This is a genomic window from Nostoc sp. (genome assembly GCF_036917515.1).
Lineage (GTDB): Bacteria > Cyanobacteriota > Cyanobacteriia > Cyanobacteriales > Nostocaceae > Nostoc.
Genome location: NZ_JBALDE010000061.1, coordinates 1 through 22,642, shown reverse-complemented (window position 1 = coordinate 22,642; position 22,642 = coordinate 1). Strand labels below are relative to the sequence as shown.

Here is a 22,642-nt window from a genome sequence, read left to right as displayed (position 1 = left end):
TACAAATGCTCTGAATGCGGTAACTAAAAAAGACATTATTGGATGGTTCACCCACTGCTGTTACTATATTGCACCCAACTGAGAACCGCTATAGTGTCCTAATCTATACTTCGATTGCTATACTTCAAAGACTTAAAGTTATACTAATTCAAAAAATGTTTACGACAGATAATCCCACACCCAAACCCTTTTCTTGATAAGAAGAGGGGTTGGGTGTAAGGTTTTGATATTTACTTCATCCATTTGGGAATTGCTATAGACTAAAGAGCTAATAAAAACAGCTTAAAGAATACAGGTATTGATTAAATCTTCAACTCCTCCTACTGGGAAAACTTTTGTCTCCAATTTACAAGCTAATTCTTCAATCCTCATATCATCTAAAAATACTAATTCCCCATGTTTGAGCATTACATTTGGCAGTAAAATTCCGTCTCCCAAATCTTGCCCTTGTAAGTTAAACAGCAAATCATGACCCGTTAGTAATCCCGTGACAGTGATACTCTGTCCCCAATAATCACTACATAAAGCACGCATATTTACTTTTAATCCTTCAACAGAATTTAACCGTTTCAAGATAGGTTCAAAGGCGTTTTCTACTGCATTGCCTACTACCCAAGTTAATTTTCTCTGAGGATAAACTTTTGGCGGTAGTAATTCTATTGCAGCAGTTGCAAATTGCTTGATAAACAACTGAATTGAACCAACACCATTATCAATTTGGGGATACTCTTCATATTCAGATTCGTTTGGTAATTCCTCACCTGCAATTAAAAACCACTCATCAGCTAACCAAACGATACTAGAGGAAAATTTTTGCCGAAATTTTTGCGAAAGTGTTCGCACTTGAGAAATCACTTCTTTCGCTTTTTCTCTAGTTACAGGTGTAAGTTCGTCTTCTGGAGGCCGAAACCTTGTCAATCCGACTGGCACAACTGCCACCGATGCTACCGCAGGTACTTCACCAGTATGAAAGGATGCTAAATCTTTTAGGGTTTGCTCCAGGTGTTCGCCATCATTTATACCAGGACAAACAACCACTTGAGCATGAATTTGTAGCCGTCTTTCTTGAAACCACTTGAGTTGTTGCAAGATTTGTCCCGCACGGGGATTTTTCAGCAGTCTAATTCTAACTTCCGGCTCCGTGGCATGAATAGAAACATACAACGGAGATAAGCGCATTTGTTCAATCCGCCGCCATTCTCTTTCTGGCAAATTGGTTAAGGTAAGATAAGAGCCATACAAAAAGCTTAAGCGGTAATCATCGTCTTTAAAGTACAAACTGGTACGCTTACCTGGTGGCTGTTGGTCGATAAAGCAAAATGGACAGCGGTTATTGCACTGAATTAAGCCATCAAATAGGGCAGTTTCAAATTCTAGCCCTAAATCTTGGTCGTAATCTTTTTCGATTTCCAGGCTATGAGTTTTACCAGCAGCGTCTAAAACTTCTAGTTCCAAGACTTCATCAGCACACAAAAACTGATAATCGATTAAATCACGGGGACGTGTACCATTTATTGTAACGATCGCATCCCCAGCTTCAAAACCAATCTCTGCGGCTATTGAGTCTGGAAGAACCTTGGTAATTCGGGCAGGATGAATGGTAGTCATGGGGAATGAGGCATTGGGCATTGGGCATTGGGCATTATAGCGTTTCTCAATTGAGTCTAATACAGACTTAACCCCAGCCCCTTTCCTACTAACGTTGGGGAGTAAAATTCAAAGCCTCTCTCCTAAAAGGAGAGAGGTTTGGAGTGAGGTTAGATTGTATTGCATACAAACAAGTGGTCGCTATAGTCATTTGCTTTGGACAAAGGACAAATGACTAATAACTATTATCCTTTCCAACCTGCTGCGATCGCTAGTAAGATCGCACTACCAAATGCTAATCTATACCATACAAAAATCAAAGTGTTTTTGGTTGCTAAGTATTTGATCAAAAATGCAATTGATAGGTAGGAAAAAATCAAAGTTGAAATAATTCCTACAATTAACAGTGCAACAATGTTATCTGGTAACTGATGAGCTTGAAACAACTTGAATATTTTCAAGCTTTTATACAGCGTCGCAATGGTAAGAGTTGGAAACCCTAACAAAAATGAGAATTTTGCTGCTGTAGCGCGTTCTAATCCTAAAAATAAAGCAGTTGTCAACGTCGAACCAGAACGAGAAACGCCTGGAATCAAAGCAAGTGTTTGTCCCAATCCAACCAAAATACCATCCTGAATCTGCAATGATTCAAAACCTCGCTTACGAGTGCCAATTTTTTCTGCCAGAGCTAGAAAAAGTGCCATGATAATTGACATGATACCAATAATTAATGCACTCTCAGGTAAAATATCTTTCAAAAGGAAACCGAAAATTAAAGCAGGCATTGTTCCTACTACAATACCAACAAGAATCTTCCATTCTTCGCGTTGCCAGTCTTTGGCTTTTAATGCTTCGATTCCTCCTTTAGTAATACTATAAATCAGCGACCAAAAATACCCCACAATTGCAATAACGCTGCCAAATTGAATTGCATCAACAAAATCTTTAGAACCTAGTTCTTTCCAACCAAATAGCTTGGTAAAAATTAGAAGATGTGCAGTACTGCTGATTGGCAAAAACTCTGTAATACCTTGAACAATACCCAAAATAAAAGCTTGAATAAACTCCATCTGCAATTAATACCTTTTTCGTGTTTGAGACATTATTTTTAGGATGATGATGTTTTATATACTCTCTATTGCACCCAATCTTGTAGAAAACTCAATTTTACCGATCAATAACATCATCGAAGACGCTGACTATGTTCTTACACCCATCTCAATAAGTCAACGGAATTTTGTCAATTCATCAAACTTTAATATTTAGTGGACTGAGTACCAGTTCACTTTTAACTGTTAAATTTTACCTCTCGCTTCTCTGTAGTCCCCTATTTACAAGGAACTACAGAGCAGTTATGTACATAATGCAACTTTAATGGATTCCTTTGGCAGAGAATGTTTTGTTTGGTTTGCGCCAAGACCCTTGAAAATTTCAGTATAATTACAATGCCCTAGGGGGGGATTTTCAAGTGTGATATATTAAATAAGATAAAGTTTAGTAACAATTATTAAAAACTTTGATTAATAATACACTGTCCTCTTACAGCGTTTCTACCCCTTCTATCGATACCGAGTTGGATTTAGCTGATACTGGGCTGAAGGGTATCAGGCAATTGGAATCTACACTCTCCTTTCCTCCCTCTCTCTCCTTATCTATTTCTGCCCGACAAAGTTGGTTAGTGTTTGCAGCGGCGGTGTTTTTGGTATCAGTGCCAGTATTTGTAGAAGCGCCAATAGTGCGATCGCTACCAAGTCTGAGTTTAGCCCTGACAGGATTTTGGGTGTGGCTAAGTTTTATCTTAATGTCACGTCCTGCAACTTACGTTTGGGGGGATTTGCTCTTGGGGTTTAGCTGGAGTTGGTTAGCAGGAGCGATTTACTGGGGCTGGTTACGTTGGGAACCTTTATGGCATCTGCCGGTGGAGTTTATCGGTTTACCGTTTGCTTGTTGGTGTCTGGCGAAGAATTGGGGCAAGGTAGGTAACTGGTTTTATTTAGGTTCTTTACTCGGTACAGTTTTAACAGATGTATATTTTTATTTAGTAGATTTGATACCCTATTGGCGGCAAATCATGAGAGTAGATGCAGATGTAGTACCGCAAATCTTACAAAATGCTCTCATGCAAGTACAAGCACCTTGGGGACAAACTTGGGCGATAATTCTCGCGGTAGTGCTATTAATAGTAGGAATTTCAGCTTTAGGTCGAAATCAAAGACACTGGTATGCCTTTGGTGGCGCAGTTTTAAGTACAATTTTGGTAGACAGCCTATTTTTGTTAGCTGCGATCGCAGCGTGAAGCAGGTAGGAGATAGGAACTTGCAATCAGCGTGTAGACTTCTCTTACCGAAATTTTTCCCAGCCCAATCTACGACACATCAAAAATGATGCTATAGACAATCAATTAGTTAAGAAATATTACATAAAAATCCATCAGCATCAAGTCTTTTTTAGTAAGGTTTTCGATTTTAGAAATCGTAAGTTTGATGTCTGCTTGGGAGGTAGAATCAGCCACCCCGAAAAGATTTCGTCTAGCAGGGAATAGCTACTGGGATCGTGGATGCAACGCTATTGCAGCTATGCAGGCACTCTTTGCACGATGAAAATTTTTGGCAAAAGTACAGTCAAACCCAGTAACCGTAAATATTGTGGATATTAATACGCTGTATATTAGTTTCTGATGACTGCTGTGTTGACTAAGCTATCAGCTTTTGTCCTTTGTCCTTTGTCCTTCGTCCTTGGTGCTCTCACGTAGAGGCATTAACGGCTTCCCGCAGGGTATGACTAATGACTAATGACTAATGACTAATAACTGCTGTTAGCTTAAAACTTTTATTTCTGTTTGATGGAAAGAGGTAAAAAAATCGTGAAAGGATTGGCGCGTTTATTAACAGTGTTTAGTTTGTTACTTAGTTGCTGGGGATGGTTGGGAACAACTCAGATAGCCCAAGCTGCTAGTTTCAACAGTTTTGCTTTTCCCCAAGTCCCAGTTCTGGCAATTGAGCGGCAGAATCGGGCAGACGCTAAACTAAAAACGGAGTTTGGTAAAAAAATTGATTTGAATAATACCAACGTCCGAGCTTTTCAACAGTTCCCAGGGCTTTATCCCACCTTGGCTAAGAAAATTATCACCAATGCTCCCTACGAAAAGGTAGAGGATGTATTGGATCTTCCAGGATTGAGCGATCGCCAAAAACAAACCCTGCAAGCCAACCTCGAGAAATTTACCGTGACAGAACTAGAGCCTGCCTTTAATGAAGGAGACGATCGCTTTAACAACGGTATCTACAGATAACTGAATTGCAGTTAATGTAGCAAATAGCAGCCCACTCCTGGTTCTAGGGAGTGGGAGTAATTTTATTACAGATAAGGGGCGACAAGGAGGACAAGAAAGACAAAGTAAAATTTTTTCCTACCTGCCTCCCCTGCCCCCTGCCCCCTGCCCCCTCCCCGATTACCTTGTCTCAGATAGATATTCCTAGCCAATTTGATGTCTTAGTAGTCGGCGCTGGTGCTGCCGGACTATACACAACGCTGTGCCTGCCAGAATCCTTACGAGTCGGTTTGATTACCAAAGAAACCGTTGCTTTGTCTGCCAGTGATTGGGCACAAGGTGGCATTGCCGCAGCGATCGCCCCAGAAGATTCTCCAACACTGCACATTGAAGATACGATCCAGGCGGGTGCAGGTTTATGCGATCACACCGCTGTCGAATTTCTCGCCCAACATGCCCCTAGCTGTATTCAATCTCTAGTTAACTTGGGAGTCGCTTTTGACCGTCATGGTCAAGCCTTAGCTTTAACTTTGGAAGCCGCCCATTCTCGCCGCCGTGTTCTCCACGCTGCTGACACTACAGGGAGGGAAGTTACTACTACCCTCACCGCTCAAGTATTACGTCGCCAGAATATTCAAGTTATTCAGCAAGCTTTGGCTTTGAGTTTGTGGATTGAACCCGAAACTGCTTGCTGTCAGGGAATTAGCCTGTTTTATCAAAATAAAATCACCTGGATAAGAGCTGGTGCTGTAGTACTAGCAACCGGTGGCGGTGGTCAGGTATTTGCCCAAACCACTAACCCGGCTGTGAGTACAGGTGATGGGGTAGCGATCGCCGCTCGTGCTGGGGCTATCCTCCGCGATTTAGAATTTGTCCAATTTCACCCGACTGCCCTCACTAAACCTGGTGCTGATCGCTTCTTGATCAGCGAAGCTGTACGCGGCGAGGGGGCACATCTTATCGATAATGAAGGGCGGCGTTTTACCTTTGACTACCATCCTGCGGGTGAACTTGCGCCGAGAGATGTCGTCAGTAGAGCAATTTTCAGCCATTTACAACGTACCGCCCTTGATTTGGCTACTGCCCATGTGTGGTTGGATATGCGCCCCATCCCCGATGACAAGATTCGTCACCGCTTTCCCAATATCATCAAAGTTTGTCAGCATTGGGGTGTTGATGTCTTCCACGAACCAATTCCTGTAGCGCCAGCTGCCCATTATTGGATGGGTGGAATTGTCGCGGATCTGATGAATCGCACCAATATCTCCGGTTTGTACGCAGTGGGTGAAACTGCTAGTACAGGTGTGCATGGGGCAAATCGCCTTGCCAGTAATTCCCTGTTAGAATGTATTGTGTTTGGGGCCCAGATGGCTAATATTGAGTTAGAAAATATTGGGCTGTCCTCAGAAATACCAGTGCTGCCGTTACGGAAATTTAGTCCTGATGCTAGTGAGTGGCACATCCAACAAGCACAGCTAGAAGCACTCAGGAAGAAGTTACCGCGTCTAGTGTGGGAAAGTGCTGGTATTTGTCGGGAGCAATCAAGGCTGGAAACTGCGATCGCTACTATTGAATCTTGGCAGCAAGATTTCGCTGCCTTGCCTTTAAGTCAATTCTTGCTTGCTTTACGTCCAGCAGAACCCGCTAGTTTTGACCTACCAGATGTTGAACGACAATTGGGACTTTGGGCAGAAACCCGTAATTTATTAGATGTAGCTGATTTAATTCTCAAAAGTGCTGCTTTTAGAACTGAAAGCCGAGGCGGACATTTCCGTTTAGATTATCCTCAACCAGACTCAAATTGGCAAGTCCATACACTTGTACAAACAAATCATTGGTGGAAATCTCCACTATTGTCTTGAATAAACTACCTTAAAAAGCCTGACGGTTTTCGCAACCCTAAGCACAACATTTTGCAATGAACTGCGTAGTAAAGGATGTGTGTTTAAGACGGTAACTACCTGATTGTGCTGCCTTACCACAATCTAAAATCTAAAATTCAAAATTGCCATCAGCGGGTGCCGCTACCATTATGACTGTCGGGACCACCATAATTTGGTGGAATGTATATGTCTTTTAAATTTTGAGAATTGACCTTGCGGGCGATTAAGGTGTTACTGCTAGTAGGGCCAAAAGAATTAGCACTTGCAGTACTGAATATACCTGCGCAAGCGGCAATTTTTGGTATCAGTATGTAAGCACCTATGCAGAATATTATAAACTTTGTGATTCGGACGTTAGTCTTCATATTTCTCAGTAAATTTACTAATTTATATTTTAAGGTGTATATTTTATTTATTACCGTATATTTACTGTAAATTTTGAAAAAAGTATCTTAAATTTATGAAATTACTGATGGTAGTGTACAAATCATTATGGTATTTGCTTGTCGATAACCTTAATTTGCTGAGATTAAATAGTCTTTATACTTAAGTAGTACTCCTAAAAGGTGATTTTTTCATCAGTCTCAGGTTAGATATATCAATGATCTACTGCAAGTATTTTGCTTACTTCATTGTTTATTAATAATATCTTAATTTTTTTAAGTATAAATACTATGTTAAATTAATCAGCAAGTGAAAAAACATGAAATAATACTGACTTAATTGTATAGTTTATATTTAAAAAGTAAACATCTGTAAAGATCAAATAACATGTATATCTTAAGGTGCAAGGATTTTTAAACTTATAAAATAACGTAATAACCGAATAAGTACAAGTATAATTAAAATTGTATAAAGAACGTATAAAAATTTGTTTCTTAATTTTAGTTGGAGACTAATTACTTTCTGACATAAGATATGAGGTTTAGTACTTCAAAGCAAAAAGCCTTACTAGGTCTATATTTTGGCAAAAAATTTACCTTGTAAGAGAGCCATTTAAACGTATCTCTAGTCTAAATTCAAAATTTAGAGGTAAAAATTATAACTAAATAAAAAAAACCTGGAGACTTAACTCTTAAGTAATTAAGCAAATTTGTAGCAATTTTTACCTAAACGCTTGGCACGGTACATTGCTGCATCAGCTTGTTTTATCAAAGTTTCACTATCTAGACTGTTGTATGGGTAAACACTAATGCCAATACTGGCAGAGACTCGGATTGTATAGCCGTCCAAAACAATTGGCTTGGTAATACTGCTTAAAATTTTTTCGGCGACTTGAGCTGCTATTTGGACATCAGGAATTGCTCGTAAAATCACAGTAAATTCATCGCCACCCAAACGAGAAACTGTATCACTAGCGCGTAAAGAGTTGCTGAGTCTTTCAGCAATAGTCATTAGCAAGCGATCGCCCGTCTTGTGTCCCAAAGTATCATTGACTTGCTTAAAACCATCTAGATCGATAAACAGCAGTCCCAGCAACAAGTTATTGTGTTGTGCCCAATGTAAAGACTCGTAAAGTTGTTCGGCAAAAAATTTGCGATTGAATAAACCGGTAAGGGGGTCGTGATACGCTAAATAACGTAAGTGGTCTTCTTTGAGTTTTAATTCATTATTAGAGTGGAATAGTTCAGCAGCAGTACGCTTAAGCTGTTCTTCCATCATCTTGCGATGAGTAATATCTCGGATGACACCAACTAAAATGAAATTGCCAGCTGAGTCTTTGTGGAGCGATCGCTTAGTGGCAATCTGATGAGTCTGTCCAGCAGCATTTGTAAATTCTTCTTCATGTTCCTGGGGTTGCTGAGTCCGAAAAACAAGATCGTCCTGTTGTCGAAACACATCAGCTTCATGTTTTGGGAAAAAGTCATAGTCTGACTTTTCAATTAATAACTTATTTGGATAACCGATAAATCGACAATACGCCTCATTTAAAACAATCCACTGGTGTTGTTCATTTTTCACAAAAATTGGATCGGGAATCGTGTTGATAACGTGATGCAAAAATTCTTTGGAACGTTTCCACTCTTGCTGGATGTGAACAATATGACTAATCATCCGAATAGCTGAAATGCCAAGGCAAATCAGTGAGGGAATGAGAGGTATCCACCAACCAGACAAGAAAGCAAAGTATGTACTCACGGTCAATACAAAGCAAGAAACTAGGATACAGTAGAGACTCCTAGTTGCGTGTCGTATCCGCCATATCGTCACGGCTCCCAGATAAGACCAAACAAAAACCCACAAGTATTCCACCAAGTCAGGCCAGACTTTCAGTAATGGTCTTCCATCAACAGCAGCAGAAATTAACTGACTAATAAAATAAGCCTGCAATTGAATACCAGGTACAGGCTCACGCTTTGCTATATCCATTACACTGCTGGAGTAGGGAATAAATACAAAATCTTGGAGACTGGATGCAGTGGAGCCAATAAGTATAATTTGATCTTTGATTAAGCTTGCTTTGACTTTATCTGCCAGTACATCTTTCATCGATACCTGGCGAAAACTACAAAATTCTCCAGATGAAGTTTGACATTTAGGTTTGGGAAAATTGCTTAAAATTTGGTAGCCTCCATCATCAGCTCCCACATAAGCACCATCATTAGCCTCAAAACGAGTAAATACTGACTTACCCAATTGCAAATACTCAGGGTTGCCTTTTGCTTTCGTGGGAGTAATTCCCTTTGACTTCAAATACAATAAAGCCAACTTCAAGGCAAAACTTTCGTGTACTTCACTTTTAACGTGCCAATACAACAAACTACGACGCACTTTACCATCAAGATCGTACAGCACGTTATTAAAGCCCACTTGATCCTGATTCAGTCCCAGTGGAGGCGGAACACTAAAGTTTTTGTTTTTTGATAGTAGTTCAATACCAATTAAGTTGGGCATTGACTTATAAGCATTATGCAATTCTTGATTACCAGGTTCTACTGGTAAATCTCTGTAGATATCTAAGCCAATAGCACGGGGTTTGTAGACATTTAATTTTTGCAACAACTGGGCAATAATCGCATCTGGAATTGGCCACGAACCTACTTCGTTTATATAGGTTTCATCAATCACTACGAGCGTAATCCGCTCTTCTGGTGGTTCATTTGGACGTAAACGAAAAAATTGATCCAAAGCCGCCAACTCCAAAGATTGCAATAATCCAATGGAGTGCAAAAGTAGGACGCAGACTGCAACACTGGCGGCAGTACTCAATTCTCTGTGTCCTCGACTAAGCGATTGTTTCAGTCTAAAGATTAACTTCACAAAACGCTTGCCTAACTGCTGATTCATTCCCATCACCTAATAGGCAGAAATATTCTCTATTTCCTATAGCTATTAACTATCGGACTAACATAGCTCAAGTAGGAGCTAAATAAAGTTTCTAAAAATTTTTTTAACTCAGCAAGGTTCATCAAGACATCGTGGTATTTGTGATGTATTACCATATATTGAGGTCAATTATCTGACTAGAGGGCAACTGGGACTCTTGTGGCTATTAGCACAGATTAATAAATATTGTTGAAAGTGAGTTCAGTAAATTTAACTCTCAAAGCCTTCTCTAGTAGAGCTTACTCAATTAAGCTCACATTTGCGATAAATTAGGTATTTTGCTGAGAATTACATTAACTTCTAATAGACACACCTCCGATTCGAGCCTGACATGATTACATCCCAAGGTAACTCTCAAGTGTTATAAAAAGAAATTAAAATATACATTACTTAAGTAAATATATTTAGTAAATTTCCTTAAGCTTAAGTATTTACAGATCAAAGCCGCAGGAAAATTGGTAATTGGGCATTGGATAAAACCCAATACTGTTCGGCTAAGGTAAGAGACGCGATTTATCGCATCTTTAGCGATCTAGAATTTTCATCAAAAAACCTTAACCAAACCGTATTAAGATAAAGACCTATATATCTGTTGCCAAAAACAAAAAAGCCAACTAGAAACAGATTTTACTGTATTCATCCAGTTGACTATGGAGTGTGAACTACTGAAGGTCAGTGTAGGTACTTTACTTAAAATACTTGAAGTTACTAGATCCAGTGTAACTAGAAACTTTCGCTAGTTCTTCTAAGTTTTGGACTCCGCTATAGCTTTTACCATTAACGATCCAAGTGGGAAAGCCTTCAATTTTTGCGGCTTTACAGAGTTCTGGTTGAGCTTTGAGTCCATCGGGAGCGCACTCTACCTTAACATCATTGTTGACTACTTCCTCGGCCTCTTTACCAAAAAGTAGCTTTTGTTCATGACAGTGAGGACACCAATAAGCAGTGTATTCCTTCGCGCCTACCTTTGCCAGATGGCGTGCTAAGGCTATTTCTGCTTCACCAGAAGTAGTGGTAACTTCCCAACCGAACGCTGGGTTAGGGTTTTCCTTGGGAGTAAAGGTAATTTTTGTGGGTTGTCCAGGAGTTCCAGGTGTAATATCTGATTGATTCACGCCAGCATAGACGCCTAAAGTACCAATCAGTGTTACCATCCCGACAATCAGGGCGGTAAACAAGATTTGTCCAATATCCTCCCAAGTCCGACCGATAATCGCTAGTATCAAAAGACTCACAGAGAACAAAGCTGAACCGATACAGTAAGGACAAATAGCTTTAATTTGAGATGTCAGCACATACATTAAGTAGCCGCTAAAGACAGACATAGCGATCGCACCCACCAGCAGCAGCCACCACGTCCAATTTTCCAATTGTTTGCGGTTATTGTTTTCCCCTGAGTTGAATATCAAGGGAGCCAAAGCCAATATCACCATACTGGTGTATGCCAAAAACCCAAACAAAGCTAATGGCTGACCAAAAACCGTTGCCCAAGGACTGGAAAGCACATCATTACAGCCCTTAGCACCAGCCTGGGCCACACAAGCGGCACTGCCTCCAGTTAACTTTTCTATGGTGAGATAACCTGTTATCAGGGCACCACATCCAGCGATCGCGGCAATCAATGGACGTGACCATTTATGAATCCAAGGAGTAGAACGACGGCGAATCATAAATTGTTATTGGTTAATGGGCATTGGGGAGCCACTGCGGTCTTGGGGAGACCCCAAGTGGAGCAAATGGCGTCATAGGGCATTGGGCACTTGTACTGAGCGATTTGCCCTCTTGGTAATCGTTGGCGCAGCCTAAGAAAAGAAGGGAGTCGAAGTATTGGGCATTGGTCAATTGAGTATTAATTATTTCTCCCCATGCCTCATTCCCCATGCCCTATGACCCATTCAAGAATGTAACTTCACTTGTTCTGCTGATTTGCTTTCACCTTTTGAGTTCCAATTGCGACGTGCGGCTTCCACAAATTGACTGACGCGAATTGGGTCAATTGGTTGCTCTATGCGTCCATGACGTTTCAGGGAACTGGAAACTATTACACCATCTGCTGCCTGCATCAATGTATCAATATTTTCCCAATTGGCCCCACTACCGATGAACACTGGCGTACCCTTTGCTGCACCACAAGCTAGTTCCAAATCTTCTAAGTTAGGAGGACTACCAGTAGCCCAGCCCGATAAAATCACTCCGTCTGCTAAACCCCTTTCAATGGTGTCTTTCACAGCGACTGTAAGATTTGGAGAACTCAAAGGACGGGCGTGTTTCACCAACACATCGGCCAGGATTTTAACATCACAGCCCAACTCCCGTCGATAGCGGAGTAGTTGATGGGCTTCTCCCTCAATCAATCCCTGGTCGGTTGCCATCACCCCTGTGAGGACGTTGACGCGGATAAATTGCGCCTGTACACAACTAGCGATCGCTATTGCGCTTTTAGCATCGTTTCGCAAAACATTTAAGCCTATAGGCAAAGTCACCAAATTCTGTATCCGCTGCACCACAATGGTCATGGCACTCACAACTACTGGATCGACTTGGTTTTTGGTAAACGGCGCGTCGAAAAAATTCTCGATAATTAGACCGTCAACTCCTCCACTTGCTAAGGCTGCGGCTTCTTGTTCAGCACGGTCAATCACCGCTTTTAGGCTACCTCCCCAACGGGGTGAAGTAGGCAGTGGTAGCAGGTGAACCACGCCAATAATTGGTGAGCGAGTTTTTAATATCTGATATAAGTCCACGTCTTTAATCCGCCTCGCACAGTCCAGAGTCCAGAATTTTTCGACTATTGAACGCCAGTTCAACACCACCCCTTAAACCGAGGGAACCTCTTCACAGGGGTGGCTCTTCAACAGGGAAAACCCCGCATGTGACTGGCTCCTCTTGACCCTTGACTCTTGACTTTTTATTAACTAGTCAAATGTGTTTTATGATTGTCGGTTTCTTGCCTCTTTCCTCAGATGGAAATTGGCGTCAAACCTCCCATAAGATATGTTAAGATAAAACCTGGCTACAAGAGGAGTTTGCCACTCACTAGACGCAAGGCAGCTTTCCGTGGTTTAGGCGTTCTGTCCGCGCACTGTCGTAGGACTTGCCAATTGCCAAGGTAGCATTACTGCTTTATCAGCGTAGTCGCTTTCGTCGATTTCCCTGAGGGTAGCGACTTCTCACAACAAGCCCTTTGGGCGGCTTCCCGATGGGTAGGTTAACAATGCACACGCTATGGTAATATAAAATACCTATAGGCGAATTGTTAAAAAACATAACAAGTGTCAAATGTACCCAAAGACACTTCAATTTTCCCTGGGGAACAGATTGATAAAAATATCATAACATGACCTCTATTTTTATTATTGATAGAGTCATAACTCTATGGATTGCTGACAGTGAGAATCTGCGGGTGTACTGTTATTAGAAGGATAACAATCGCGAAAAAACGAAATGAGTGCACAAGTTGACTATAAGAAAAAAATGAAGATATTTTCAAAATATGGGTGATAAGCCAACAATTGCTATTTCTCACCTGGGCTGCGAGAAAAATCGAATTGATACAGAACACATGCTGGGAATGCTCGTAGAAGCAGGCTACGGTGTAGATACAAATGAAGAGTTAGCAGATTACGTTATTGTTAATACTTGTAGTTTTATTGAAGCAGCCCGACAAGAATCTGTCAGAACTTTAGTAGAACTGGCAGAGGCAAATAAAAAGATCGTAATCACTGGCTGTATGGCGCAACACTTCCAAGAACAACTTTTGGAGGAGTTGCCTGAAGCAGTAGCCATTGTGGGTACAGGCGATTATCACAAAATTGTAAATGTAATTGAGCGTGTAGAACAAGGCGAGCGGGTCAAACAGGTTAGTATAGAGCCAACCTACATTGCCGACGAAACTACACCACGCTATCGCACTACAACGGAGGGTGTTGCTTACCTCCGAGTTGCGGAAGGATGTGATTATCGTTGTGCATTTTGTATAATTCCTCATCTTCGAGGAAACCAGCGATCGCGTACTATTGAATCTATCGTCGCCGAAGCGGAGCAGTTAGTTAGCCAAGGGGTAAAGGAAATTATTCTAATTTCCCAAATCACCACTAACTACGGTCTAGATATTTACGGTAAGCCAAAATTAGCTGAATTACTCCGCGCTTTGGGGAAAGTAGATATACCGTGGATCAGAATGCATTACGCTTATCCCACGGGACTGACCCCAGATGTGATCGCGGCCATCCAAGAAACGCCCAACGTTTTGCCTTACCTGGATTTGCCATTGCAGCATTCTCATCCAGATGTTCTCCGCGCCATGAACCGTCCTTGGCAAGGACGTGTAAATGATGGGATTATAGATCGCATCAAAACGGCGCTACCAACAGCCGTACTGCGGACAACGTTTATTGTTGGTTTCCCAGGAGAAACTGAAGAGCATTTTGAGCATCTACTAGAGTTTGTTCAACGGCATGAATTTGACCATGTTGGTGTCTTTACCTTTTCCTCTGAGGAAGGAACCCCAGCTTACAAGTTGCCAAATCAGTTGCCCCAATTGGTGATGGACGAGCGCCAATACCAAATTATGGAAATCCAGCAACCGATTTCTCAAAAGAAAAATCAACAGGAAGTAGGCAAAATCGTTGATGTCCTGATTGAGCAAGAAAATCCTGAAAGTGGTGAATTAATAGGTCGTTCAGGTAGATTTTCCCCAGAGGTTGATGGTCTGGTGTATGTCAAAGGCCAGGCAAAATTAGGAACCATCGTGCCAATAGCGATTCACCACGCTGATACATACGACCTCTATGGTCAAGTAGTCAATAACTAAATTGTCCTTTGTCTTTTGTCCTTTGTCTTTTGTGAAATGACCCTTACAGATTCACCCTTATCCCAAAATCAACGCTGCATTAATGGCAGTTTTCATGAGGGTTTACCTGAAATTCGGGGACTCACTCGTGGGTATAGCTTATCCAAGATTTGAGGCTTTGCTATCGCCCTTGGCTGACTAACTAGCCAATAACTAATGACTAATGACTAATGACTAATGACTAAATGACTAATCCAAAAATCCTTACATAAAATTTAGGACGAATTAATGACTCTTTCATTTCAAGAATTAGGTATTTCCCAAGAACGTGTCGAACAACTAGAAAAAATTGGTTTTACCGAACCAACTAGCATTCAAGTACAAGCAATTCCCCAATTGCTTGCCGGTCGTGATGTGGTAGGTCAATCTCAAACTGGAACAGGCAAAACCGCAGCATTTTCACTACCAATTTTAGAGCGGCTTGATGTTAATCAAAAAGCCGTACAAGCCATAGTTTTAACACCAACTCGTGAATTAGCGATGCAAGTTCACGATGCGATCGTCCAATTCATCGGTAATGAAGGATTGCGGGTGTTAGCAATCTACGGTGGTCAATCAATTGACCGTCAAATGTTACAACTCAAACGTGGCGTTCACATGGTTGTGGGCACTCCCGGACGGGTGATCGATTTGCTTGATCGCGGCTGTTTAAAGCTCGATCAAGTCAAGTGGTTTGTATTGGATGAAGCTGATGAAATGTTGAGTATGGGCTTTATCGACGATGTGATAAAAATCCTTTCTCAAGCGCCCGTAGAACGCCAAACAGCTTTATTCTCGGCAACAATGCCACCATCGATTCGGATGTTGGTGAACAAGTTCTTGCGATCGCCGGCAACTGTCACAGTTGAGCAACCAAAAGCTGCTCCCAACAAGATTAATCAGGTAGCTTACTTGATCCCCCGCCACTGGACAAAAGCCAAAGCTTTACAGCCGATTCTGGAAATGGAAGATCCAGAAACAGCTTTAATCTTTGTCCGCACCAGACGCACAGCCGCGGAACTCACCAGTCAGTTACAAGCAGCTGGTCACAGTGTTGATGAATACCACGGTGACTTGTCGCAACAAGCGCGGGAACGGTTATTAAGCAGATTCCGTAACCGTCAAGTTCGCTGGGTGGTAGCAACTGATATTGCAGCACGAGGGTTAGATGTCGATCAACTCTCCCATGTGATCAACTACGACTTACCCGATAGCGTAGAAACTTACGTCCATCGCATTGGTCGTACTGGTCGTGCTGGTAAGGAAGGAACAGCAATCTCTTTAGTACAACCATTTGAGCGGCGCAAGCAACAAACATTTGAACGTCATAACCGCCAAAGTTGGCAATTGCTGTCGATTCCTACACGCGCCCAGATTGAAGCGCGCCACATCCTGAAATTGCAAGAACAGGTGCGGGAAGCTTTGATGGGTGAGCGTTTGGCTTCATTCTTACCAATTGTCAGCGAACTAATTGAAGAATACGATGCTCAAGCGATCGCCGCAGCTGCACTGCAAATTGCTTACGATCAAACTCGTCCCGCTTGGTTGAGTTCAGACGTGGAAATTCCCCAAGAGGAATCCTCCACTCCCAAACCAAGACTCAGTAAGCGTCGTGAATCTTCTAGCGATCGCCCCCGTTCTGCGTGGAAATCAGATAACAGCAATGGCGAAGAAGAAAGACATTCTTCTCCCAAACCCAAACTGCGGACAAATCGTGAGTCTTCTGCATCTCCTAGTAAAAAGCTAGGTTCACCTACAGCCAGAGAATCAGCTTCTTAGTCAATTAGAAGTTAATCAATTTTGGATTTTAGACTTTTCTTTTAATCCCTTCTCCCAAGGGGAGACGCTGCGCGAACGAGTGACGCTCCTGCGTCGCTAACGCTGCGCTAACAGCAGTCGCTCATGGAGGAAACCCCCTTGGCGCTAGCCTCTCCCTTTGGGAGAAGACCGCGCTGCTTCACCAAAATCCAAATCTAAAATTCGCAAAGTTGAGAGTTGAGAGTTAAAAGTCAAGAGTTAAGATTTTGACTTTGGACTCTTGACTTTTTGGCTTTTTTAGATAGTTTAAAAATACTACAGCCAAAGACGACTAACTTGTTCTAACTCTCCAATTTCATCCTTGCTCAATTCCCAGCCTAAAGCGCCAGCATTTTGCCGCACTTGTTCGGCTGTCTTCACCCCAGCAATGGGAATAACGTTTCCCTGAGCAATTAACCAGTTAAGAGCAACTTGGGCTGGGGTGCGATCGTATTTTTCCCCAAAGCTGCGTAGCAAAGACATGACTGGAGCAATTTTTTGCAAACCTTCTTTCTTGAATCGTGGGTCTATTTTCCTGGGACCAGTGGGCGTTTGAGCACTATCAATACTGTACTTGCCTGTAAGTAATCCCTGAGCTAAAGGACTGTAAGCCAAAATAGTCACACCCAACTCACGCGCAGTTGCGATAATACCTTTGCTTTCAATTTGGCGACTGAGTAAAGAATAGCGTACTTGGTTCACAGCCAAAGGTACTCCACGGGCCGCCAATATTTGATGTGCGTCTCGCATTTGCTCTGCTGAGTAATTACTCACACCGACTGCGGCAATCCTGCCCCGCTTCACTTCATCCGCTAAGGCATTCATCAAAGTTTCTTGGCTTAAAAAGAAAGCGAAAGGCCAATGCACTTGATACAGGGCGATTCGCTCAAGTTGTAGCCGTTTCAGGCTGGCTGTTAAAGTATCAGAGACGGATTGGGCTGTAAATCGCCACGGTAGGGGACCAAATTTTGTGGCGATTTGTACAGGCTGTTGTGTCTGTTGCAGAAATTGTCCCAAAAATTTCTCACTCTTTCCCATTCCGTAGACTTCGGCAGTATCAAAGAAGGTAATACCAGCTTCTAAGGCTGCGGTAAAGGCTTCTTGTAACTGTTCTGGGCCGTAGCGATCGCCATAATTCCAAAATAGTTTATCACCCCAAGCCCAAGTGCCTATGCACAAGGGTGTAACAACTGGGCCATTTTGCCCCAATGTGATGTTTTCCAAGGTTGCAAAATTTAATTTATTTACATTTCTTTACTTTTATAGTGTATCGTTATAGCCAAAATTGGGCATGGGGGTTGACGCAGTATTTTCAAAGTGCGTAGGCGTAGCCCGTCGTATACATCGCAGCTTGCATAAAGATTTACAACTTACACCTGAGAATCTACTATTCTCAAAATTAAGGGAGGCTAATAACCTCCCTTTTCTAATAATTGAGTGTATTTACTTCTATTTATGAATTCAATGATTTATCCTGCTTGGCTTTTTTGATTAATTCCATATAGACATTAATCTCACTAATTTCTACATCATGCTCAACCCGGGTTACTTTCCATTTCTCCTTTTTTAGGTAAACTTCCTCTCCTACTCTGGGAGTAAATTGGAGATCATAGAATTTTTTTAGAAAATCTCTTTGGTTTTCTTCCCATAGTATGACTTTGACTGGTTCTTTACTCATTGCTTATGCCTTTTTGGTTACTAGATGAAGAGAAGTAGTTTGATGACATACATAGGGAAAGTTTATCTTATTAATTCAATGGAATAGCGTAGTTAAAACCACATTTTAATATTGATATTTTTATGTGGTTTGATTGCGTCCGATAAAGTTACAGGGTAATGCGAGAACTTTAGTAAATTTTACTATTGGGTATATTTGAAAATATTTCTCCGTGTGTTGGGGGTTAGAAAAATAAGTAAAATCCGTCAAACTAAGAGTTATTGCCGTTGATCAATACTGATTAATACAGTCATTTAGCAACACCAAAATTTTTATACTCCCTAATATACTTAAATGGAAAAGGGATTACGGTACTTTGCCCTGTGCGGACAAAATCAACATCCATAGTTTCAAGGAGTTGTCTGAATATCAGTTTTGAGTCATCCACTGCTACGATTTTACGAAGATGACAGGCATCTTTGAAAGAGAATTGCACCTTTTCTTTTCGGTCTCCAACAAAGTAATAAGCTTCTTTTTCGGTTTCACCAAAATATTTTATGTTAAGAGAAGCGTCGAATAAATCTTCTTTGGTCTGGTTATCCTGGGGGAACTTCAATCGAATTTGATATTGGTCGAGAAGGTAATCTCTAAAACAAGTAGCCTCACTTGTACTACTGACATCAATATCCTTGTCTCCTACCTTCCTTGTTGTTCCCAAATACTGTGCGATTAAAGACTTAAAATCCCCTTTCGATATAGGTTGGCTACCAATTTTTATAAGTTCCAATGATAATAATTTAAATTTTTCAATATTAAGGTCAGATGGTTCTTGTAAAAATTCTTCAACTATATCAGCTAATTCATTTCCATTTCGCTTGTTTTCGGGAAGTTCAGTTTCGACCTCCCTAAGAATAGCTTCAATTTTAGAAAGGTCAGGAATAGTAATTTCATCTGTTATAAATATCTGATTTATATCAGCAGCATCAGAAATAACAAGACCTTCTAAGATGTTGATTTTATATCCAGAGCTATCCTCTGTCATGAATTTTCTATATTTCTCAAACTTTTGCCAGTTAAATAATATATCTTGACCATCCATTTCGTAGAATTCAAAATTACCATTTGGTTGAATTTCCATAAAAATTACGTGGTCTGTATCTTCATCCCAAGCAGCAAAAGTCCAAATTCCTTTGAGTTGAAGTTTAGCCCAATCAAACAAGTTCAATGTTCGAGAACTAATATCACGCTTTATCAGCTGTTCCTTTATAATTGTTTTAACAATAGGCTCAGAGACAGTTTTAGTTGATTCAATTGTCAGATGTTGTCGCTGAAATTTATCTGTTGAAGGGAGGTATTCGTCCTTTTGGCCGCTTTTTTCATAAAAATCGACATCATGTATAATTCTAAAATTTAGAGCGCTTTCTTTATCACGTTTACCGAAAGTGATTAGTTTTTCATCAGTGATATAAGGAAGAAGAAATTTTTTCAGCGTAATTACTAAATTAGCAGAATCTTCATCATTAACTTTATCAACTATATATATTGCCTGACCGTCCAGTTTTGAGTGAAGTTGTTTTGGACTTTTAAGCAAAGTGTTTTTGAGTTCAATGCTGCGATCAATTTCAAGAGTAGAAAAATCAACGCTCATGTATTCAGATAGATATTCTTGAATACTGTTGAAGGCTTGATACAAAATTCCTGCTCGGCTCTTCTCAAAGTCCTTTATGCTTCTAAATTCAAGGAAATTAGTATGAAGCTTTTTACCTTGTTTACCGCATTGTATGTAAGACTTTGTAGGATCTGTATCTTTACCATCAGATGGAAGCCACCTTCTCAGCGTTCCTGTGCCACTATGGAAGGCATATTCAGGTCTTTTAAGAATTTTTTTTAATTCTCCCGTGCCTTTATATTCTTTTAATATGGAAACCTTTTTTCGATAAGAGGCTACATTAACGTTCAATAAGAATTCATTTTTTTGACTCTCATCACGACTAAGAGTTATTTCAGCAACGCCAATCGCATCATAAAGCTTATTTGTCAATGGAGGGACTTTAAGTAATTCTCCAGTCAGATTTGAGAAATGCAGATGTTTAAATTTAGATCGTGATGAACCTAGAGAGTTAATTAATAAACGGGCAAGTGTTACTTCACATATACATTCATCATTTCCAGTATAAACAGCCTGGGGTTTTACCTCAATTGCAGATACACTAGCAAATTTAGGATCAGTTCTAAGTTTTTGAAGTAATGCGTAAGTATCATTTGATTTTTTATCAAACATAGCATAGGCATATTGAGCATATCCAACGGACATGGCTTTATAATCTTCGCCTATAATATGATCGAGTTCTTCCGCTCCCCACCATTTGCCATTTTTGTCACGTTTGAAGCGGATAAAAACAAAGTCTCTTTCAATAGAATCAATATGAAAATTGACCTTCAGTCTATTTGTAAGAATGCTCATGTTAAAAATTCATTCACAAGAAATTTAAGTGCTAAATTATCGATTTTATCATTTTTACAGAGATAGGGAACTTCTATAATTTTTCCGCCAAATGATGGAATCGGTTGAAAGGGAGTGTTGGAAGAACCAAGAATGTTGATAACAAAAATCCTTTCTGCTCCAACAATCGCCATTTTTTCAGAGATTTTATCAATTATTTCATCAGCTTTTACTGCAACCCGATCATTCCAGAGCTTGAAGTCTATATAGATATTTTGCTCTGTTTTAAAGTCAAATAGTTCAAATTCATCTATATTCAGTTCTAGTAAGGGAATATTTAAGAGGTTTTGAAAAATATGTTTTCCACATACTTCACCTAATGCCCCTTTATAAATATTGTTGAACATCGGAGGGGTCAGCATTAGTTTAGATTTAGGAAATATTGTTGCCCAGCCAGAATCAGTGAACAATTTCTGAAAACTATCAATTTTCATCAACTCTGAAAGACGGGCAGTTTGTTCGCTCACTTCTTTAATTTCTCTTTTTCCGTAGCCATCAGAAAAGAAAACTTCGATTTTAAGGTGAAAATTATTAAGAACTGTCTGAATAGCTAATTTAATGGGAAAAGTTTCCTGTCCGCCTTTATCTTCCTCTTTTAAATGGCGATAGTTATTGGCTAAATACTTAATTCCTGTCTGAAAATATGATAAATAGCCAGTAATGGTACTCAGTAATTCCTGTATATCAATACCCGTCTTTTTATCTTTAATATTAAAAGTATTAATCCAATTTGTACGGCTATTTATATCTCCAATCATCTCGACACGTTGATTTCGATCCAATACATTATGGAATTTATAATCATAAAAAAGAAAGTTTCTTTCCTTAGTTGAAAAATTGTCATGAGATTTACAGATATGCTGTAATTGATATTTTTTGAATATATAATTAGCTTTCTCTCGTAATGATTCAATCTGTTCTCGTAGAGATGACCAATTTTTAGCTGAAGGTTGCTGCTTTCGCCATTTTGATTCTTGTAAAAGTACTTCAGGGCATTCGGTTTGCATCAGATGATTATGAATATTTAAAAATAAATCAATAAGATCCACTTGATTTCTTAACCCAGATTGAATACTATTTTTTAGTACAGCTTCTTTGGTAGTATCAAACTCATCAATAAAAATAAGTGATTTATTAATGAACCGCTCAGAGAAGTAATATGATGGTTCGATAAGTGTTGTGTTTTGAGCAACGAACTTATCTATACTAAGAAATAAAATAGTTTTATCATCTGTAAATACTGCGGGATAAAGTTCTCCAATCCATTGGTAATCTTGATTGTTCTTTACGGCTAACAGACGGGCTTTTTTCGTTTTAAAATTTTCTGACAATGTTCTTTTAATAATATCTCGGAATGCTGGCTCAATATTTTTACGAATATCTGTTTTAATATTTTCCTTAAAATCGCTAGGTAATTGCTCATATTGGAGCATTTCTATATATTTTTTTAGTTGTAAATATATTTTATTTTTAAATTTATCAGGAATTCGTTGGTCAAGGTTTAGTAAGTTGTTGATAACAGGGTCGACATTAGAATCAATAAAAAGAACATATTTTTCAAAATCTTCCTCATTTCCATTGGCGATAAAACGTTTTTTTAGTTCGTCGATAGGTAGGTTTTTCTTGAGGTTTGTAATAAACAGAATTTTTCTCTTTTGCTTGGCAAATTCCTTGTAATTAGAACATATAAACTTTAGAGGATGTTTTAAAAGTCCAAGAAAGTAAAAACTCATGCGAGTCGTCGAAGCATAATACGTATCATCGCAATATAAATAAAAGTCTCGGA

General features: G+C 40.1%; 14 protein-coding genes. 5 read left to right on the top strand and 9 right to left on the bottom strand.

Features of this window, described 5'->3' with window-relative positions; translation table 11 throughout:
* Positions 1-282: 282 nt before the first annotated feature.
* Both V7K89_RS07670 and V7K89_RS07665 read right to left on the bottom strand, forming a co-directional pair.
* Positions 283-1,608, bottom strand: a complete 1,326-nt coding sequence (locus V7K89_RS07670; protein WP_335185858.1) for a TIGR03279 family radical SAM protein — start codon at positions 1,606-1,608, stop codon at positions 283-285.
* Positions 1,609-1,832: 224 nt separating this feature from the next.
* Positions 1,833-2,657 (bottom strand): undecaprenyl-diphosphate phosphatase, encoded by an 825-nt coding sequence (locus V7K89_RS07665; protein WP_335185856.1) that lies wholly within the window; start codon positions 2,655-2,657, stop codon positions 1,833-1,835.
* A gap of 446 nt (positions 2,658-3,103) precedes the next feature.
* Between V7K89_RS07665 and V7K89_RS07660 the strand changes: the two genes are divergently transcribed.
* From V7K89_RS07660 to nadB, 3 genes are all read left to right on the top strand, one after another.
* Positions 3,104-3,883 carry a DUF3120 domain-containing protein gene (locus V7K89_RS07660; RefSeq protein WP_335185854.1) on the top strand — a complete coding sequence of 260 codons (780 nt, stop codon included), beginning with the start codon at positions 3,104-3,106 and terminating at the stop codon, positions 3,881-3,883.
* Positions 3,884-4,450: 567 nt separating this feature from the next.
* Complete coding sequence (gene psbU / locus V7K89_RS07655) at positions 4,451-4,879, top strand: photosystem II complex extrinsic protein PsbU (RefSeq protein ID WP_335185852.1); 429 nt, start codon at positions 4,451-4,453, stop codon at positions 4,877-4,879.
* 164 nt (positions 4,880-5,043) lie between these two features.
* A complete protein-coding gene (gene nadB / locus V7K89_RS07650) occupies positions 5,044-6,720 on the top strand; it encodes an L-aspartate oxidase (protein ID WP_335185850.1) in 1,677 nt (558 codons plus the stop codon).
* A gap of 1,104 nt (positions 6,721-7,824) precedes the next feature.
* On the opposite strand, the gene V7K89_RS07645 is transcribed toward nadB, so the two are convergent.
* The 3 genes from V7K89_RS07645 to btpA form a co-directional block, all read right to left on the bottom strand.
* Entirely contained in the window at positions 7,825-10,029 is a 2,205-nt protein-coding gene (locus tag V7K89_RS07645; protein WP_335185848.1) for a CHASE2 domain-containing protein, read from the bottom strand.
* Between the two features lie 725 nt (positions 10,030-10,754).
* The gene (locus V7K89_RS07640; RefSeq protein WP_335185846.1) at positions 10,755-11,738 is read right to left on the bottom strand and encodes a vitamin K epoxide reductase family protein; all 984 of its coding nucleotides are present in this window, start codon (positions 11,736-11,738) and stop codon (positions 10,755-10,757) included.
* A 225-nt stretch (positions 11,739-11,963) separates the two neighbouring features.
* Entirely contained in the window at positions 11,964-12,812 is an 849-nt protein-coding gene (btpA, locus tag V7K89_RS07635) for a photosystem I biogenesis protein BtpA (RefSeq protein WP_335185844.1), read from the bottom strand.
* A 749-nt stretch (positions 12,813-13,561) separates the two neighbouring features.
* Here btpA and rimO point away from each other — a divergent pair.
* Complete coding sequence (rimO, locus tag V7K89_RS07630; RefSeq protein WP_335185842.1) at positions 13,562-14,881, top strand: 30S ribosomal protein S12 methylthiotransferase RimO; 1,320 nt, start codon at positions 13,562-13,564, stop codon at positions 14,879-14,881.
* A gap of 267 nt (positions 14,882-15,148) precedes the next feature.
* A complete protein-coding gene (locus V7K89_RS07625) occupies positions 15,149-16,678 on the top strand; it encodes a DEAD/DEAH box helicase (RefSeq protein ID WP_335185840.1) in 1,530 nt (509 codons plus the stop codon).
* 294 nt (positions 16,679-16,972) lie between these two features.
* Here V7K89_RS07625 and V7K89_RS07620 read toward each other — a convergent pair whose 3' ends face one another.
* From V7K89_RS07620 to V7K89_RS07605, 4 genes are all read right to left on the bottom strand, one after another.
* A complete protein-coding gene (locus V7K89_RS07620; protein ID WP_335185838.1) occupies positions 16,973-17,920 on the bottom strand; it encodes an aldo/keto reductase in 948 nt (315 codons plus the stop codon).
* A 229-nt stretch (positions 17,921-18,149) separates the two neighbouring features.
* Complete coding sequence (locus V7K89_RS07615) at positions 18,150-18,374, bottom strand: hypothetical protein (RefSeq protein ID WP_335185836.1); 225 nt, start codon at positions 18,372-18,374, stop codon at positions 18,150-18,152.
* A 289-nt stretch (positions 18,375-18,663) separates the two neighbouring features.
* Positions 18,664-20,817, bottom strand: coding sequence for a hypothetical protein (locus tag V7K89_RS07610; protein ID WP_335185834.1), 2,154 nt, complete (start codon positions 20,815-20,817; stop codon positions 18,664-18,666).
* Positions 20,814-22,642 (bottom strand): hypothetical protein (locus tag V7K89_RS07605; RefSeq protein WP_335185832.1); only part of this gene is annotated, 1,829 nt, incomplete at its 5' end. The genes V7K89_RS07610 and V7K89_RS07605, both read right to left, overlap by 4 nt.